Raw genomic sequence first — 17,680 nt, 5'->3', positions numbered from 1 at the left:
CCGGTCGGCCCTTTTGCGCCATTGATGGCAGCATGACCGCATAAGGTGCAGCTGCGAGAGGGGGTCCCCGGGATGGCCGAACTCAGCATCATCGTCCACGGGCCGAACGTGCAGGACCATCTGACGGAACTCCTCGCCGCCCACACCCTCCCGGACGCCGAGGTGATCGTGGCCGCGGTCGGCGACTGGGCCCGGGAGACCGCCGAGCGGCACACCCCGGACGTCCAGGTCGTGCCGCTGCCTGAGGGCACCGGTGACGCGGCGGCCCGGGCGGCGGGCGCGTCCCGGGCGTCCGGCCGCTGGCTGCACTTCGTCCATGCCAAGGACGGCCTGCCCGCCGGCACCCCGCGCACGGTCGCCGAGCGGGTGGCCGAGCTCCCCGGCGAGGTCGACGTCCTCCTGCTCGACCACGTCCGCAGCACCTGGCACACCTCCGGCATGCCCTCCCCGGACGGCCCGCTCCTCGCCCGGGCGGGCCGCGCGGATGTCGCCCTCGACGACTGCGCGCCTCTGCTGCGGCTGACCCCACTGCTCGGCACCCGCGTCCTGCGCGCGGACTTCTGGCGGGCGCACGAGTCGCGGCTCAGCACCGACGACGAGCCGTACGCCGCCCTGGCCGCCCTGCTGCTCGCCGACCGCGTCGCCTGCCTGCCGCACGTCGCCTACGAGGACCGCCGGCTGCGCCCCGCGAGCCTGCCCCCGGTCACCCCCGAGCAGCGCTACGGCCTCGTCGAGCGCTACGAGTCCCTCCTCGACCTCACCCGCGACCGGCGCGCCGCGCACACCGTGCTCTACGACGTCATGGTCCGCGACTGCCTGCGCACCTTCGCACGCGGCGGCATGCCGGAGGAGGTCGCACGGGAGTTCTTCCGCCGGGCGTCCCTGGCCGCCCTGCGCCGCCGCCCCGAGGGCCACCGCCGCCCGGCCGGGCTGGAAGGCATCCGCCGCTCCCTGCTCGAGGAGGGCGCGTACACGAAGTACCGGGCCTTCCAGGCCGTCAACCGCACCCGCCGCACCGCCAGGTCGGTCGTAAGGGCGCGTAAGCACCAGGCCGGCGCCACACTGCGCGACCACCAGTACCGCAGGGCGCTCGGCCGCCCCGTCAACCCGCATCTCGCGGTGTTCTCCGCGTACTGGAACCGCGGCGTCGCCTGCAACCCGGCCGCGATCGCCGCCAAGCTCGCCGAACTCGCCCCGCAGATCCACCCGGTGTGGGTGGTCACCGAGGAGAACGCTGCCCTCCTGCCGCCCGGCACCGATCACGTCGTGCCCGGCAGCCGCCGCTACTGGGAGGTGCTGGCGACCGCCAAGTACCTCGTCAACAACGTCAACTTCCCGAACGCGGTCGTCAAACGCCCCGACGCGATCCACGTCCAGACCCACCACGGCACGCCCCTGAAGCGCATGGGCATCGACCAGATGGCGTTCCCGGCCGCCGCGCAGGGCCTGGACTTCCGGGCGCTGCTGGAGCGCATCGACAAGTGGGACTTCAGCGTCTCGGCCAACAGCCACACCACCCGCATGTGGGAGCGCGCGTACCCGTCGCGCTACGTCTCCCTGGACCACGGCTATCCGCGCAACGACGTCTACTACACGGCCGGCGCCGAGGACATCCGCGCGGTCCGCGACCGCCTCGGCATCGCCCGGGACCGCCGGGCCGTCCTCTACGCGCCCACCCACCGCGACTACGAGGCCGGCTGGACCCCGCGCCTGGACCTCGCCGCCCTCGCCGACCGCCTGGGCGAGGACACGGTCCTGCTCGTCCGCGGCCACTACTTCTACGGCGGCGCCGCCTCCCCGCTCACCAACCTCCGCCGCACGGGCCGGATCATCGACGTCTCCTCCTACGACCCGGTCGAGGAGCTGTGCCTGGCGGCGGACGCCCTGGTCACGGACTACTCCTCGATCATGTTCGACTACGCCAATCTCGACCGGCCGATCGTGATCTACGCCGACGACTGGGAGACGTACCGCACCACGCGTGGCGTCTACTTCGACCTGATGGCGGAGGCCCCGGGCCCGGTGGCCCGCACCCAGCAGGAACTCACGGACATCCTCACCACCGAGGCCTGGCGCGACGAGAACGCGGCGAAGACCCGGGCCGTCTTCCGGCGCCGGTTCTGCGAGTACGACGACGGACGCGCCGCCGAACGCGTCGTCCGCAGGGTCTTCCTCGGCCAGGACGGACGGGACCTGCCGCCCGTGCTGCCGGTCGAGGAACGCACCCCGGCCCCGACCCCGCAGGAGGCGACCGTATGAGGACCCCCGACGTCACCGTGACGGTCATCGTCTACAACGACGCCGAACGGCTCACCCGCGCGGTCGACTCGGTCCGCCGCCAGACCCACACGAACATCGAGATCATCATCAGCGACGACCACTCCACGGACGAGACCCCGGCGGTGGCACAGCGGCTGGCGGCCCAGGACCCACGCGTCCGCCACCTCCGCCTGGAGCGGAACAGCGGCGGGTGCAGCGCCCCCCGCAACCGCGCCCTGCGGATCGCACGCGCGCCGTTGCTGATGTTCCTCGACAGCGACGACGAACTCCCCGACAACGCCGTCGAACTGCTGCTCGCCGCGCACCGCGAACGCGAGATCGACTTCGCGATGGGCGCGGTGCAGCGGGTCCGGGTGGACAACGGCCGCCGCTCGACGTGGATGCCGCACCTGGTCGCCGAGCGTCGCACCCTCGACGGCATCGAGGCGGACCCGCGTCTGCTCTTCGAGCACCTGTCGACGAGCAAGATGTACGCCCGCGCCTTCCTCGACCGGCACGGCCTGCGCTTCCCCGAGGGCGTCCACTACGAGGACCAGCTGTTCTCGGCGCAGGCGTACTGCCTGGCCAAGAGCTTCACGATCGTCCCGGAGCCGGTCTACCGGTGGTACGTGGCGCCCTTCGCGGCCTCCGAGGCGGCCTCGATATCCAACCAGCGGCACAAGCTCGCCAACGTCCGGGACCGGATCCACGTCCAGCACCTCATCGACACGTTCCTGGCCGAGAGCGGACACGAGTCGCTGCGCGAGGACAAGGACCACAAGTTCCTCAAACACGACTTCCGGATGTACGCCGGTGACCTGCCCTACCGGGACGACGCCTGGCTGACGTCCTTCGCGGACATCGTCACCCCCTACCTCGACACGCTCACGCCGGGCGCGTTCGCCCGCCTCCCGCGCGCCGAACGCGTCGTCATCCAGCTGATCCGCGACGGCCGCCTGCCCGAGGCCCGCCTGGCGGCCCGGGGCCTGGGGCACGGAGTGGCACCGAGGCGAGTGGCCACCGACGCGGACGGCCGCACCTACTGGGGGGACAAGGTCCCCAACTCGGAGTGGTCCCGTCGCGAACTGGACATCTCCGACCTGGAGTTGGAGACCCGTCCCTTCCCGAGCGCCCAGTTCCGCCACGAGATCAAGGAGATCACCCGCGGCCCGGGCGCTTCGATCGACCTCACGATCCGCACCTACGACCCGGCGCTGCGCCTCCCCGTCGGCCCCCAGCGCGCGACGCTCCTCATCGCCCCGGGCGGCCGCCGCCTCCGCGTCCACTTCCGCCTCTCCCCCGTCCGCCCCGGCCTCTTCGAGGGCCACGCCCACCTCGACCTCGGGGCGGCCCCGCTCCCCCTCCAGGGCTTCGCGGGGATCCGCCACCCGTTGCTCCGCCTCCAGCACCAGGGCCTGTCCCACACGGGCCTCCTGCTGGCGCCGCTGACCTTCCCGCGGCTGACCACACGCGTCCCGTCCCACCACCTGACGGTGGAACCGGAGGGCCACGGCCCGGGCCGCCTCCAGGTCCGCTGGGAGCCGGTGGGAGTGACGGCGAAGCTGATCCGCCCGACGGTCCGCAGGATGGCCCGGCCGAGGGTGAAGAGGGCGGTGCGCTTGGTGGCGAGCGCACTGAAGTAACCGCCCGGCTCCGGGGCATGCCTTGGCTGTGGACATGCGTGCCGGAAGGGGCGATCGGGAGGGCGGGCGCAGCGGCACCCCGCCTCCGCCGGGTCGCGGCCCCACCCGGCCTCGGCAACCACCCCGCAGCACCCACTAACGCACCACCGCGTACAGCACCTGCCCCTCCGGCCCCCGAGCCACCTCCCGCAGCCCCACTCCCTCACCCCTTGTGTCCACGACCCACCGCACCCCGTACTCCCGCAGAATCTCCCCCCGCTCCTCCCCCGACGTCCCGGCCGCGAAGTACTTCCGCACAGCCCCCTCCCGCCGCCCCTCGTCCGGCAGGAAGAAGTCGGGATACCCCGGCGCCACCGTGTACGCCCCGTACGCCGGGATCTGCCGGGCCGGCCGCCCCTCCCGCGCCATCACCACATCCCCGTACTTCACCCAGCGCGTCATCCAGTGGTACCCGGCCCACGGCCGCCGGTACTTCTCCGCGACGGCCTCCGGAAGATCCCCTGGTTCCACCACGTACCCGACCGTCCCCACCTGCGTCCACGCCCCCAGCGCCAGCGCCGCGCCCAGCACGCACGCCCACCCCATCCGCATCCCGCGCCGCCCGGCCTCGCACACCTCCAGGGCCGCCGCGATCTGCGCCGGGATCAGCGCCGCCGGCAACGCCCGCCCCCAGGAGTAGTGCCCGCTGACCCCGCCCGCCGTCACCACCACGACACCCAGCACGAAGAACAGCCACAGCGGATCCCGCCGGTCCCGCCACCCCCGCAGCCCGAGGGCCACCACCCCGAGCAGCACCAGCCAGTACCGCCCGAGCAGGTCCTCGTACAGCGGCCGGTGCACCGCCTCCAGCCCGTCACCCGCCCCGAACAGCGCGAAGAAGTCGTAGTACGGCCACAGCGCCGGTACCGCGAGCCCCACCACCAGCCCGCCGCCGAGCCGGAGCCACACCCCCCGGCCCGGGCGCGCGGCCACCACCGTCGCGACCGCCCCCAGGGTCGCCACCACGCCCGAGAACTGATGGCACAGCAGAATCACCGCCCACAGCGCTCCGAGCCCGATCCACACCCCCCACCCGGCACCGCTGCGCACCGCCCGCCCCAGCCACGCCCAGAGGTGGAACGCCAGTCCCAGCGCGAACAGGCTCGGATACGACACCGTCAGGGCCAGCGAGTCGAGCCCGTAGAAGCCGCTCCACTTGAACGGGGCCGTTCCCCACAGGAACAGCAGGCTCAGCAGGGCCGTCGCGGGCGCGGCACGATGGCCGGTCAGGGTGCGTACGTATCGCCACACCCCCGTCACCAGCAGGCCGAGCCCGGCCAGTGCCCCGAGCCGCAGCACCACGAAGACCGACAGGCCGCTCACCCGCGCGACACAGCCGAGCACCAGCATCCAGGGAGAGTAGTACGGGCTCGGCGTGTCCGCGTCGACGAGCGGATTGCCCGGGTCGAGGAGATCCTGCCGCAGACGCTGGATGGTCGCCGCGTGCATCCCGAGGTCACCGGCCCACGGGAGCCGGACGATGACCAGGAGCAGCAGCAGGACGACCACCGCGGCGGCGGCCTGCGGGGCGACGAGGGCCGGTCTAGGCGCGGCGCGCATCGTGCTGGAACACCCAGGTCCGGTAGACGAGGAAGCGGAAGGCGGAGGCCAGGACGATGGACACCGCCTTGACCGCATTGGATTCGAGGGGCCCGGCCAGGCCTAGGCCGTGGTATCCGACGTAGAACAACCCGCTCTCCATGGCTACGCCGAGCGCGCTGAAGACGAAGAACAGCCCGATCTGGCGCCGGGTACGGGACGCCCGGTCGCGGTAGGTGAAGTACCGGAAACCGAGGTAGTTGCTGCCCATGGCGACCAGGCTGGCCAGTACGGTCGCCACCATGGCGGCCCGGTGCAGCCCGTGCAGGAGCACGTTGAACACCAGCAGGTTGACGGCGACGCCGCTGCCGCCGACCAGCGCGAAGTTCACCACTTCGAGGATGACGCGCTTGGCCGGGAGGGCGGGGGCGGCCGCTCGCTCCTCGGAGAGGTTCACAGTCACGCCCCAAGCCTTAGCCGGATTCGGTAAGTCCTCCAGTCGAATCGCCCTAACGCACTTCAAGAAGAAGCGCCCCGGGCCGGAACCGGCCCGGGGCGCCTGGCACGCCGTACGCGCTACGAGTGCGTGCGCAGCAGCGTCCTCATCGTGCGCATGGCCACCGACAGGTTGGCCAGGTCGAACGCGTCGGAGCTCTGGATGTCCTCCAGCGTGGTGCGGGCCCGGCCGAGGATCGCCGCGTTCTTCTGCTCCCACGCCTTGAAGCGCTGCTCGGGCGTCGAGGTGCCGTCGCCGACCGCCAGGACGTCGGCGGTCAGCGCCGCGTGCGCCGCGTACAGGTCCTCGCGGATCGCCGCACGGGCCATGGACTGCCAGCGGTCGGCGCGGGGGAGCTCGATGATGCGGTCCATGAGCTGGGTGATGCGCAGCCGGTCGGCGAGGTCGTAGTAGACCTCGGCGACGTCCATCGGCTCCCGGCCCATACGGTCGGCGATCGAGACGATGTCGAGCGTCGGGAAGGCCGAGGAGAAGCCCGCCACCCGGGTGGCGAGTTCGTCCGGGACGCCGGCGCCCGTCAGCTCGTCGTAAATCTTCTGGTACCACTCCAGGTCGGCGCCGCGCAGCAGCTTTGGCAGCTGCCCCCAGACCTGCTCGACCCGTTCGGCGAAGAAGTCGACGGTCCCGGCGAGCTCCAGCGGCTGCGGCCGGTTGTTGAGCAGCCAGCGCGTGCCGCGCTCCACGAGGCGGCGGGCGTGCAGCCGGATGCGGGTCTGGACCTCGGCCTCGACCTTGTTGTCGAGCGCCTCGACCCCGTCCCACACCGGGGACTGGCGGAAGATCGCCCGGGCCGCGGTCTGCGCCCGCACGATCTCCTCCAGCGACGCGCCGGTCTCCTCGCGCAGTCGGTGCAGATACGTCGTACCGCCCGTGTTGACCGTGTCGTTGACCAGGACGGTCGTGGTGATCTCGCGGCGCAGCGGGTGGCCGTCGAGCCGGTCTGAGAACTGCTCGCGCAGCTCGGTCGGGAAGTACGCGTGCAGCAGACCCGTCAGGTACGGGTCGTCCGGCAGCGAGGTGTGGAGCAGCTCCTCGGCGACCGTGATCTTCGTGTACGCCAGCAGTACGGCCGTCTCCGGACCCGTCAGGCCTTGCCCCTGGGCGAGCCGCTCGCGGATCTGCCGGTCGGTGGGCAGGAACTCCAGCGCCCGGTCGAGGTGCCCCTCCCTGACCAGGTGCTTCATGAAGCGCTGCTGGGCGTGGAGCATGGCGCCGGACTGGGCGAGGGCGTTGCCGATCGCCGTGTTCTGCGCGTAGTTGTTGCGCAGCACCAGACGGCCGACCTCGTCGGTCATCTCCGCGAGCAGCTTGTTGCGCTGCTTGACGGTCATGTCGCCGTCCGTGACCAGGCCGTTGAGCAGGATCTTGATGTTCACCTCGTGGTCGGAGGTGTCCACGCCCGCGCTGTTGTCGATGGCGTCGGTGTTGATCCGGCCGCCGTGCAGCGCGAACTCGATCCGGCCGAGCTGGGTCAGACCGAGGTTGCCGCCCTCGCCGACGACCTTGACGCGCAGGTCCTTGCCGTCGACCCGGATGGCGTCGTTGGCCTTGTCGCCGACGTCCGCGTTCGACTCGGCCGAGGACTTGACGTACGTGCCGATGCCGCCGTTCCACAGCAGGTCCACCGGCGCGTGGAGGATCGCCTTCATCAGGTCGGCCGGGGTCAGCTTGGTGACCTTGGCCTCGATGCCGAGGGCCTCGCGGATGTGCGCGTTGACCGGGATCGCCTTGGCCGTGCGCGGGAAGATGCCACCGCCGGCCGACAGCAGCTCCTTGTCGTAGTCCTCCCAGCTGGAGCGGGGCAGCTCGAACAGGCGGCGGCGCTCGGCGTAGGAGGTGGCGGCGTCCGGGTTCGGGTCGATGAAGATGTGCCGGTGGTCGAAGGCGGCGACCAGGCGGATGTGCTCGGAGAGCAGCATGCCGTTGCCGAACACGTCACCCGACATGTCGCCGATGCCGACGACCGTGAAGTCCTCGGTCTGGGTGTCCACGCCCATGTCGCGGAAGTGTCGCTTGACGGACTCCCAGGCGCCGCGGGCGGTGATGCCCATGCCCTTGTGGTCGTAGCCGGCGGAGCCACCCGAGGCGAAGGCGTCGCCGAGCCAGAAGTTGTACTGCTCGGCGACCCCGTTGGCGATGTCGGAGAAGGTCGCGGTGCCCTTGTCGGCGGCGACGACGAGGTAGGTGTCGTCCTCGTCGTGCCGGACGACGTCGGCGGGCGGGACGACCTCGCCCGCGACCATGTTGTCGGTGATGTCGAGCAGCGCCGAGATGAACGTCTTGTAGCTGGCGACACCCTCGGCGAGCCACGCGTCCCGGTCCACGGACGGGTCGGGCAGCTGCTTGGCGACGAAGCCGCCCTTGGCGCCGACCGGCACGATGACGGTGTTCTTCACCATCTGCGCCTTGACCAGGCCGAGGATCTCGGTGCGGAAGTCCTCACGCCGGTCGGACCAGCGCAGGCCACCGCGCGCGACCTTGCCGAAGCGCAGGTGCACGCCCTCGACGCGCGGCGAGTACACCCAGATCTCGAACGCGGGGCGCGGCGCCGGCAGGTCGGGGATGGCCTGCGGGTCGAACTTCATGGAGACGTAGTCGTGCGGCTTGCCGCCGGCGGCCTCCTGGAAGAAGTTCGTCCGCAGGGTCGCCTTGATGACGGTGAGGAAGGACCGCAGGATCCGGTCCTCGTCGAGCGAGGCCACCTGGTCGAGGGCCGCGTCGACCTCCTCCAGCAGCGCGTCCACGATCTCGTGCCCGGCGCGCTGCCGGTCCGGCGACATCCGCGCCTCGAACAGGGAGACGAGCAGCCGGGTGGTGTGGACGTTGTTGCGGAGGGTGTCCTCCATGTAGTCCTGGCTGAACGTCGACGCCGCCTGGCGCAGGTACTTGGCGTACGCCCGCAGCACCGTCGCCTGCCGCCAGGTCAGCCCGGCGCTCAGGACGAGGGCGTTGAAGCCGTCGTTCTCCGCCTTGCCGGTCCAGGTGGCGGCGAAGGCGTCCTGGAAGCGCTCGCGGGCGTCGTCGCCGAAGTGGTCCCCGCCGCCGTTCGCGCGGGGCATGCGCAGACCGAAGTCGTAGATCCAGGCCACGCTGCGGTCCGAGCAGCGCAGCTCGTACGGCCGCTCGTCGACGACCTCGACACCGAGCCGGTTGAGGACCGGCAGCACGGCCGACAGGGAGATCGCGTCGCCCGTGCGGTAGATCTTGAAGCGGCGCTCCTCGGGGGCGGCGCCCACCGGCTCGTACAGGCTGAGCGCGAAGTCCTTGCCCTCCTCGGCGTTCAGCTGCTCGAGGTGGACGAGGTCGGCGACCGCGGCGCGCGGGTTGTGGTCGGCCTTGTAGCCCTCGGGGAAGGCGTGCGCGTACCGGCGCATCGCCTCGGCCGCGTGCTCCTCGCCGAGCTCGGCGGTGAGCGCCTCGGCGAAGGCGTCCTCCCAGGAGCGGGCGGCCTCCACCAGCCGGGCCTCGATGCGCTCCTTGTCGGAGTCGGACAGCTCCGGCAGCTCGGTGCCCTGCGGGACCCGGACCACGAAGTGCAGCCGGGACAGGATCGACTCGGTGTTCCAGGCCGTGAAGTCGACGCTGATGCCGCCGAGCTCCTCCTTGAGGATCTCGATGATCCTGAGGCGCACGGCCGTGGTGTAGCGGTCGCGCGGGAGGTAGACGAGGGCGGAGTAGTAGCGCCCGTACTCGTCCTGGCGCAGGTAGAGCCGCAGGCGCCTGCGCTCCTGGAGGTACAGGACGGAGGTGACGATGGCCCGCAGCTCGTCGACCGGGGTCTGGAACAGCTCGTCGCGCGGGTACGTCTCCAGGATCTGCGTCAGGTCACGGCCGTCGTGGCTGTTGGGCGAGAACCCGGCGCGCTCCAGGACCTCCTCGACCTTGCGCCGGATGACCGGGACGCGGCGCACGGACTCGGTGTAGGCGGCGGAGGAGAACAGCCCGAGGAACCGCCGCTCGCCGATGACGTTGCCCTCGGCGTCGAACTTCTTGACGCCGATGTAGTCCAGGTACGACGGACGGTGCACGGTCGCCCGGCTGTTCGCCTTGGTCAGCACGAGCAGCTTGTGCTCGCGCGCCTTCGCCCGGGCGTCGGCGGGCAGCCGCTCGAACGACGGGCTGACCGGGTGGCTCTCCTGACCGGCGTGCTGCGGGTCCGCGCGCAGTATGCCGAGCCCGGTGCCGGGCACGGCGGCCAGCGAGTCGTCGTCGCGCAGCTGGTACTCGCGGTAGCCGAGGAACGTGAAGTGGTCGTCGGCGAGCCAGCGCAGCAGCTCGCGGGCCTCCTCGACCTGGGGTCCGGGCAGGTCCTGGGGGATGGGCTCGTCCGGCAGCCCCTCCGCCAGCCGGATCGCCGCCTCCCGCATCTTGCCCCAGTCCTCGACGGCCTCACGGGCGTCGGACAGCACGCGCAGCAGGTCGGCGGTGATCTGCTTCAGATCGGCCCGGTCGGTCTCGCGGTCGATCTCGACGTGGATCCAGGACTCGACGTGCGCGTCGTGCGGAAGGTCGCCGGTCGCCGGGGTCGACAGGACCTCGATGAGCTTGCCGGTGACATCGCGCCGCACGACGAACTGCGGGTGGATGACGACGTGGATCCCACGCCCCTGTCGCGTCAGCTCATTGGTGACGGAGTCGACGAGGAAGGGCATGTCGTCGGTGACGACCTCGACCACGGAGTGGCTGCAGGTCCACCCGTTCTCCTCCACCGTGGGGGTGTGCACCCGCACGTTGGCGGTGCCCTGGGGGCGGTTCTCGGCCAGCCGGTAGTGCGATACGGCGGCTCCGAAGACATCGACCGGGTCACGGTCGCTGAGGTCCTCCGGGGCCGTGTGCAGGTAGTAACGCTGGAGGAACGTGAGGAGGGTCTCGCGGTCCGGGGCCTCCTGGGCGTCTGGGGTCTCCTCGCCCGTCGACCCGGTCGGTAGGTGCCCCCCGACCGGGCTGTTCTCAGCTACCCGGGCGGCCCTCTCGAGCAACTCGGCCTTGGCTTCGTCCAGCTTGGTCTGCATTGTCCTCTGGCTCCTGTCGCGCGCCGTTGCGTGACGTAGAAGGAAGTACGGCCTCTGCGCTTACGACCTCACGTCGTGACACGGGGTATCCGGTCTGTTCCGACGCTATGCCGCAAGGTGAGATGAGCGGGGGTGTCTGAGCCATTCTTGAGCTGCGCCACCGGTGTGACGCTGCTCTCTGCGACGCCCGGGTCCGGGTGATGCTCGGCGTCCCGGGAGTCCTCGAAGCCACGTCCCGCCCGCGAAGACCAGCGACCGCCGCCCGGTCACGGATGTCGTCCGTGCTCTCCGGGCGCAGGGCAGGGACGACGACGTCCCCGCGAACTATCGCGCTGATCACGCCACCAAGGCTATCGCTCCTTACAGGGGCTCCGTCATGAGCCGTATGTGTACAAAACCAGCCCTGGAAGTTTGACGTTCTGCACAGTGCCGCTACGGGTTTCGGTCAGGGGGCCGGTCAGGCCGCGAGTCGCGCCGCCTCCGCGACGGCCTCTTCCAGCGTGTCCACGACAGGGACGCCGACCGCTTCCAGGCTCACCCGACTGTGCGACCCGCCGGTGTACAGCACCGCCCGAGCCCCCACGTGCAGCGCGGCCACCGCGTCGTCCGCCGCATCCCCGATCACCACGGTCCGCTCCGGCGCCACCCCGCTCAGTGACGCCAGGTGCCGCACCATGTGCTCGGCCTTGCTGCCCCCCGACGGCCCGGTCCGCCCGTCCACCCGTATGAAGTGCGGCTCGATCCCGAAGCCCCGCACCAGCGGAACGAGCTCCTCGTGCACGTACATGCTCAGGATCGACTGGCTGCGCCCCGCCGACCGCCACCCGGTCAGCAGCTCCACGGCCCCCACCGTCAACTCGCACGCCGTCCGGTGCTCGGCGTAGTACCGGTGGAAGATGTCGTCCATGACCTGCCACTCGGCCTCGGTGGGCAGCCGCCCCATCAGCCGCTCATAGAACTTCGGCACCGGTACGCAGTACAGCTCCCGGTACTTCTCCAGCGTCAGCGGCTCCAGGCCCAGCTCGGCGAAGGCCGCGTTCGTCGCCCCGATGATCGCGTCGATGTCGTGGAACAGCGTCCCGTTCCAGTCCCAGACAATGTGCGCGCCCGTCTTCATCCCCATGCCCGAAAACGTACCCGGCCCCACTGACAATCAAGAGAACGGCGCCTCAACGCGCCCCCTGCGGCCCGTTCAGGCCCCGTGCCCCACGAGATTCGGGATCTCCTGCGTCGCGAACCACAGGAGTTCGTGGCCCTCCGCCCCGTCCACGACGAACTGCGCGTCGTCGTCCCCGCCGTCCGCCGCCGGCAGCGCCTCGGCGGCCGCCGTCACGTCGGCCTCCGCGTCCGCCGCGTCGACATGCACCGACGCCGCCTTGCCCAGCGGCACCGCACCCGCGACCCGCACCTCACCGAGCGCCGCCGGATCGAGCCCCCGGCCGGGATCCGCGCTCGCGGCCCGGTCGGCCACGTCGACGGCGACCACGACCCGGCGCCGCGGCGCCTCGGGCTCGGCCGCCAGCAGCCGCAGCGAGGCCAGCGCGGCCCGGCTGAGCGCCGCGTACTCCAGTTCCTCGATGTCGTCGGAGAGGTACCACTCGCGCAGCCCGGGCGTCACGGCGTACGCGACGAACGGCCCGGCTCCCAGCTCACCCGTCTTGTACGCCTCGGCGAGACCGGGGAGGGTCAGGGGCACGTAGACACGCATGGCTGGCCGCTTTCGTGGTCGTGGTCGGAAGGGCTCCGGAGGGCTCCGGAGGGCTCCGGAGGGCCTTCAGGATACGTGCGGGGCGTCCCCTTTCGAGTCCCGCCCCGTGACGCCGGACGCGTCCACCTCGGGCCAGGAATTCACCCGGCACGCCCCCGTACCCACGGGCTCCACACCCCCGACATCACCCGGATAGGTGAACATTCCGGCGCCCTCGACCCGAATCGCGCTTCCTTGCCGCCGCCCCCGTCGGCCCCGTACAAGATCAGCGACCCGAAGTTACTCCTCGGTATCCACCGGCCCACGAAACGGGGACCCCCATGCACAAGGTCATGACCAGGACCCAGCACCGCCCCACCACCCACCCACCGACCCGTCACGACACCCGCCGCCCCACCGCCACCACGCCCCACAGCACCGCATCCGACACCTCCGACCATGCGGCATCCCGCCCTCCCGCCGGCACCGCACCCGGCGGCTCAGTCGGCACCGCACCCCGGACCGCCGCCCGCGCCGGAGTGACACCCCCCACCTCCGCCGGCGCCGCGCCCCCGCGTTCGCCCGGCAGCGGCCGGGCCCGCCCTCCGGCAGCGGGGGGCCGCCCGCCGGCCTCCGGCCGTGCCAGGACCTCCCGCACCCGACCGGCGGACACTCGCCCACCGGCCCCCTCCACGGCCCGCACGGCACCCCGCACAGCACCCCGCGGGACCGCCGATGCCACCACCCGGGCGCGTACGGGCGCCACTCCCCCGGCCCCCGCTGGATCCGCCCCACGCGTCCCAGCCCAGGGTTCCCGCCAGGCAGCGGTCCCCCAGCTCCTCCCCACCGACGTGTTCGCCGACCTCCTCGTCGCCGTCCTGAGCGGGCACCGCCCCGTCCACTCGATGCTCCGTCACACCCGCGGCCGTGCCTACGACGAACTGGCCTGGCTGGCCGAACGCGGCCCCCTGCGCACCCGCGGCGCCCGCCCGGTCGTCCGCGACATCGGCTACTTCGAGCCCCGCCCCGGTGCCATCGAGGCCTTTGCCCGCATCGGCGCCGGCGACCGGCTGCGCGCCATGGCCTTCCGCCTGGAACTCGGCCAGGACCTCCGCTGGCGCTGCACAGCTGTGGAACTCGGCCCCCGTCCGCCCCGCCCGGAGTCCGACTGAGGGGCGTCACAGCGAAGGGCCGGACACCCTCGGGTGTCCGGCCCCTCAAGCCGCTACGCGGCAATCGTCACTTCTTACGGCGTCCCCGGCTCCGCGCCTGCTTGCGCCGCTCCGCGCGGGTCAGGCCGTCGGCCTCGGAACGCACCGGCTCACCGTCCTCGGTGAAGTCACCCTCGATGGTGCCGCCCTCGCCGTCGACCGTCGGCGCGGAGAAGTGGAGGTTGCGCCGCTGCGGGACGTCGAGCCCCTTGGCACGGATCTCCGGCCGGGAGCCCGCCTGCGCGGGCACCGCGTCGTGCTTCTCGAGGTCGGCCACCGGCTTGGTGTCCTCGACCGGCACCTCCTCGACCTGCTGCTCGACCTGGACCTCCAGGTTGAACAGGTAGCCGACGGACTCCTCCTTGATGCCCTCCATCATCGCGGTGAACATGTCGAAGCCCTCGCGCTGGTACTCGACCAGCGGGTCCTTCTGCGCCATGGCGCGCAGGCCGATGCCCTCCTGGAGGTAGTCCATCTCGTAGAGGTGCTCGCGCCACTTGCGGTCGAGGACCGACAGCACGACCCGGCGCTCCAGCTCACGCATGATCTCGGAGCCGAGCTGCGCCTCACGCGCCTCGTACTGCTCGTGGATGTCGTCCTTGATGGAGTCGCCGATGAACTCGGCGGTCAGCCCGGCGCGGTCGCCGGCCGCCTCCTCCAGCTCCTCGACCGTGATGTTGCACGGGTAGAGCTGCTTGAAGGCGCCCCACAGCCGGTCGAGGTCCCAGTCCTCCGGGAAGCCCTCGGCGGTCTCGGCCTGGACGTAGGCGTCGATGGTGTCGTCCATGAAGTGCCGCACCTGCTCGTGCAGGTCCTCACCCTTCAGGACGCGGCGCCGCTCGCCGTAGATGACCTCACGCTGGCGGTTGAGGACCTCGTCGTACTTCAGGACGTTCTTACGGGTTTCGAAGTTCTGCTGCTCGACCTGCGACTGGGCGGAGGCGATGGCGCGCGTGACCATCTTGTTCTCGATCGGCACGTCGTCCGGGACGTTCGCCATCGACATCACGCGCTCGACCATCTGGGCCTTGAACAGGCGCATCAGGTCATCGCCGAGGGAGAGGTAGAAGCGGGACTCGCCCGGGTCGCCCTGACGGCCGGAACGACCGCGCAGCTGGTTGTCGATACGCCGCGACTCGTGCCGCTCGGTGCCCAGCACGTAGAGCCCGCCGAGCTTCTCGACCTCGTCCTTCTCGTTCTGGACGGCCTTTTCCGCCCGCTCAAGCGCCTCGGGCAGGGCGTGCGCCCACTCCTCGATGTGCTCCTCGGGGTCGAGGCCGCGCTGGCGCAGCTCCGCCTCGGCGAGGTCCTCCGGGCTGCCGCCGAGCTTGATGTCCGTACCACGGCCGGCCATGTTGGTGGCCACCGTGACGGCTCCCTTGCGGCCGGCCTGGGCGACGATCGTCGCCTCCCGGTCGTGCTGCTTGGCGTTCAGCACCTCGTGCTGGATGCCGCGCTTGCTGAGCTGCTGCGAGAGGTACTCGGACTTCTCGACCGAGGTGGTGCCGACGAGGATCGGCTGGCCCTTGCGGTGCTTCTCCTCGATGTCGTCGACGACCGCCTCGAACTTGGCGACCTCGGTCCGGTAGATCAGGTCCGACTGGTCCTTGCGGACCATCGGCCGGTTGGTCGGGATCGGCACCACACCGAGCTTGTAGATCTGGTGGAACTCGGCGGCCTCGGTCATGGCCGTACCGGTCATGCCACACAGACCCGGCTGCTCCTTGCCGTTGTGGTCGTGGCGCTTGTAGAGGCGGAAGAAGTTCTGCAGGGTGATCGTGGCGAGCGTCTGGTTCTCGTCCTTGATCGGCACCGCTTCCTTGGCCTCGATCGCCTGGTGCATGCCCTCGTTGTAGCGGCGGCCCGCGAGGATACGTCCGGTGTGCTCGTCGACGATCATGACCTCGTCGTCGATGATGACGTAGTCCTTGTCCTTCTTGAAGAGCTCCTTGGCCTTGATGGCGTTGTTCAGGTAGCCCACCAGCGGGGTGTTCACCGACTCGTAGAGGTTGTCGATGCCCAGCCAGTCCTCGACCTTGGCGACACCGGACTCGTGGATGGCGACCGTGCGCTTCTTCTCGTCGACGTCGTAGTCGCCGGTCTCCTCGATGCCCTTGAGGGGCTGGCCGGCCTCGCCGCGCTTGAGGCGCTTCACCAGCTTGGCGAAGTCCCCGTACCACTTGGTGGCCTGGTCGGCCGGGCCGGAGATGATCAGCGGCGTACGGGCCTCGTCGATGAGGATGGAGTCGACCTCGTCGACGATGGCGAAGTTGTGGCCGCGCTGGACGAGCTCGTCCTGGGACCACGCCATGTTGTCGCGCAGGTAGTCGAAGCCGAACTCGTTGTTCGTGCCGTACGTGATGTCGCAGGCGTACTGCTCGCGGCGCTGAGCCGGCGTCATGTTGGCGAGGATGCAACCGACCTCCAGCCCCAGGAACCGGTGGACGCGGCCCATCATCTCGGAGTCGCGCTCGGCCAGGTAGTCGTTGACCGTGATGATGTGGACGCCCTTGCCGGACAGCGCGTTCAGATACGCCGGCAGCGTGCCGACGAGGGTCTTGCCCTCACCGGTCTTCATCTCGGCCACGTAGCCCATGTGCAGGGCCGCGCCACCCATCATCTGCACGTCGTAGTGACGCTGGCCGAGGACACGCTTGGCGGCCTCGCGGACGGTGGCGAACGCCTCAGGCAGCAGGTCGTCCAGGGTCTCGCCGTCGGCGTAGCGCTGCTTGTACTCATCGGTGAGGGCGCGCAGCTCGGCGTCGGAGAGGTCGACGAAGTCCTCTTCGATGGAGTTGACCTGGTCCGCGATGCGGTGCAGCTTGCGCAGGATCTTGCCTTCGCCTGCACGCATGATCTTCGAGAGGACGGACACGGGGGTTGGTCTCCTTGCCGGTCGGGCCTGGGACGGTCGGTTACCACTTGACTTACTGAGCAACGGCCATCGTATGCGAGGACCCCACCACGCCGGGAGGGCCTGCCGTGACAGCGACCGTCCGCTGCTTCCATTCTGATTCACGTCTGCTTCAAAGGGGACAACGTCCGGCCCCCTCGGATGGTGCCGCACCCCTCCACCGAATTGCACAACGCGTGACCACTCCCTCACTCACGGCAAACCGATGGCACGGCGCCCGGCCTGCGAGCAGAATCGGCCGATGGACCCCGTCACCCTCACCACGGACCGCCTCCTGCTGCGCACGGTGGGCCCCCCGGACACCGACGCGGTGTACGACGCCTGCCAGGACCCCGACATCCAGCGCTGGACCACGATCCCCTCGCCCTACCTCCGCGAGCACGCCCTGAACTTCACGGAGCAACTGGTCCCGGACGGCTGGGCGGACGGCTCCATGTTCACCTTCGGCGTCTTCCTGCGCTCCGGAGAACTGGCGGGGATGCTCGGCATCACGATGCGCGCCCTGGGCATGGGCGAGATCGGCTTCTGGGCCGCGAAACAGCACCGCGCCAACGGCTACGTCACCGAGGCCGCCCTGGCCGCCTGCCGCTGGTCCTTCACCCACGCCGCACTCGACCGCGTCGAATGGCGCGCGGAGGTGGGCAACCGGGCTTCCCGCGCGGTGGCGGAACGAGCGGGCTTCACGATCGAGGGCACACTGCGCTCCGCGACGAACAACAAGGGAGTACGCCGGGACACCTGGGTTGGCTCGCTGCTCCCCTCCGACCTGGGCCTCCCGTCGACGGCCCCGTACCTGCCGGCGCGCTGACCGGGCCCGGCCTCCCTGGTAAGTCCGCAGGTCACACCTCACTGTCAGTCC

At 70.8% G+C, this 17,680-nt stretch carries 10 protein-coding genes; 4 read left to right on the top strand and 6 right to left on the bottom strand.

All coding sequences use genetic code 11. The annotated features are described in order from the left end of the window. Window positions 1-72: 72 nt before the first annotated feature. Both ACIRDU_RS30245 and ACIRDU_RS30240 read left to right on the top strand, forming a co-directional pair. On the top strand, window positions 73-2,259 hold the full coding sequence (locus ACIRDU_RS30245) for a CDP-glycerol glycerophosphotransferase family protein (protein WP_403585243.1): 2,187 nt from the start codon (window positions 73-75) through the stop codon (window positions 2,257-2,259). Beyond that, the gene (locus tag ACIRDU_RS30240; protein ID WP_403585241.1) at window positions 2,256-3,902 is read left to right on the top strand and encodes a glycosyltransferase family 2 protein; all 1,647 of its coding nucleotides are present in this window, start codon (window positions 2,256-2,258) and stop codon (window positions 3,900-3,902) included. Before ACIRDU_RS30245 ends, ACIRDU_RS30240 begins: the two co-directional genes overlap by 4 nt. A 135-nt stretch (window positions 3,903-4,037) precedes the next feature. On the opposite strand, the gene ACIRDU_RS30235 is transcribed toward ACIRDU_RS30240, so the two are convergent. The 5 genes from ACIRDU_RS30235 to ACIRDU_RS30215 form a co-directional block, all read right to left on the bottom strand. Next, window positions 4,038-5,501, bottom strand: coding sequence for a hypothetical protein (locus ACIRDU_RS30235; protein ID WP_403585238.1), 1,464 nt, complete (start codon window positions 5,499-5,501; stop codon window positions 4,038-4,040). Next, window positions 5,485-5,943, bottom strand: coding sequence for a GtrA family protein (locus tag ACIRDU_RS30230; protein WP_403585235.1), 459 nt, complete (start codon window positions 5,941-5,943; stop codon window positions 5,485-5,487). Before ACIRDU_RS30230 ends, ACIRDU_RS30235 begins: the two co-directional genes overlap by 17 nt. Window positions 5,944-6,056: 113 nt before the next feature. After that, on the bottom strand, window positions 6,057-11,009 hold the full coding sequence (locus ACIRDU_RS30225; RefSeq protein WP_403585232.1) for an NAD-glutamate dehydrogenase: 4,953 nt from the start codon (window positions 11,007-11,009) through the stop codon (window positions 6,057-6,059). 457 nt (window positions 11,010-11,466) lie between these two features. Further along, window positions 11,467-12,132 carry an HAD family hydrolase gene (locus tag ACIRDU_RS30220; protein ID WP_403585230.1) on the bottom strand — a complete coding sequence of 222 codons (666 nt, stop codon included), beginning with the start codon at window positions 12,130-12,132 and terminating at the stop codon, window positions 11,467-11,469. Between the two features lie 69 nt (window positions 12,133-12,201). Continuing rightward, window positions 12,202-12,717 carry a DUF6912 family protein gene (locus tag ACIRDU_RS30215; RefSeq protein WP_403585228.1) on the bottom strand — a complete coding sequence of 172 codons (516 nt, stop codon included), beginning with the start codon at window positions 12,715-12,717 and terminating at the stop codon, window positions 12,202-12,204. Window positions 12,718-13,547: 830 nt separating this feature from the next. Between ACIRDU_RS30215 and ACIRDU_RS30210 the strand changes: the two genes are divergently transcribed. After that, on the top strand, window positions 13,548-13,868 hold the full coding sequence (locus ACIRDU_RS30210; RefSeq protein ID WP_403585226.1) for an Rv3235 family protein: 321 nt from the start codon (window positions 13,548-13,550) through the stop codon (window positions 13,866-13,868). Window positions 13,869-13,935: 67 nt separating this feature from the next. Here the strand turns inward: ACIRDU_RS30210 and secA are convergent, their stop codons facing one another. Then, on the bottom strand, window positions 13,936-16,782 hold the full coding sequence (secA, locus tag ACIRDU_RS30205; RefSeq protein ID WP_403585225.1) for a preprotein translocase subunit SecA: 2,847 nt from the start codon (window positions 16,780-16,782) through the stop codon (window positions 13,936-13,938). Window positions 16,783-17,062: 280 nt separating this feature from the next. Between secA and ACIRDU_RS30200 the strand changes: the two genes are divergently transcribed. Next, on the top strand, window positions 17,063-17,629 hold the full coding sequence (locus tag ACIRDU_RS30200) for a GNAT family N-acetyltransferase (protein ID WP_403585223.1): 567 nt from the start codon (window positions 17,063-17,065) through the stop codon (window positions 17,627-17,629). Window positions 17,630-17,680: the final 51 nt, after the last annotated feature.

The organism is Streptomyces sp. NPDC093598 (assembly GCF_044764825.1).
Classification (GTDB): domain Bacteria; phylum Actinomycetota; class Actinomycetes; order Streptomycetales; family Streptomycetaceae; genus Streptomyces.
Note: the sequence above shows the minus strand (reverse complement) of the source record. Positions and strands in the feature narration are given on the sequence as shown.